Annotated in this window: 1 protein-coding gene; it reads right to left on the reverse strand. The window is 60.0% G+C overall.

The window, feature by feature from the left end:
• Positions 1-265 (reverse strand): hypothetical protein (locus tag AAEY88_RS14000; protein WP_350563353.1); only part of this gene is annotated, 265 nt, incomplete at both ends.

A 265-nucleotide genomic window follows, 5' to 3' on the forward strand; every position in this document is an offset into this window, starting at 1 on the left:
GTATAGATGTGGAACAGGTCGTGTTGCATCTGCCCGACGATGTGGCCGAATTCGGGCAGGTAGCGTCCGAGGATGCCGTAGCGGTTCATACGGCGAAGGTTGCGGTGAATGCCTTCCTTGCACTTGAACAGCTCGATGAACAGGCTGGTGTTGCGCAGGTCCTGGCGAAACGTGTCGTCGATCAGGTAGCGATGGTCGCGCAGCAGGCGGATGGTGTCGGAGCGTACGCCCTGGATATCCGGATGCTGGGCGAGCAGCACGAAGG

The sequence above is a fragment of the Psychrobacter sp. CAL346-MNA-CIBAN-0220 genome, assembly GCF_040309805.1.
GTDB lineage: Bacteria > Pseudomonadota > Gammaproteobacteria > Pseudomonadales > Moraxellaceae > Psychrobacter.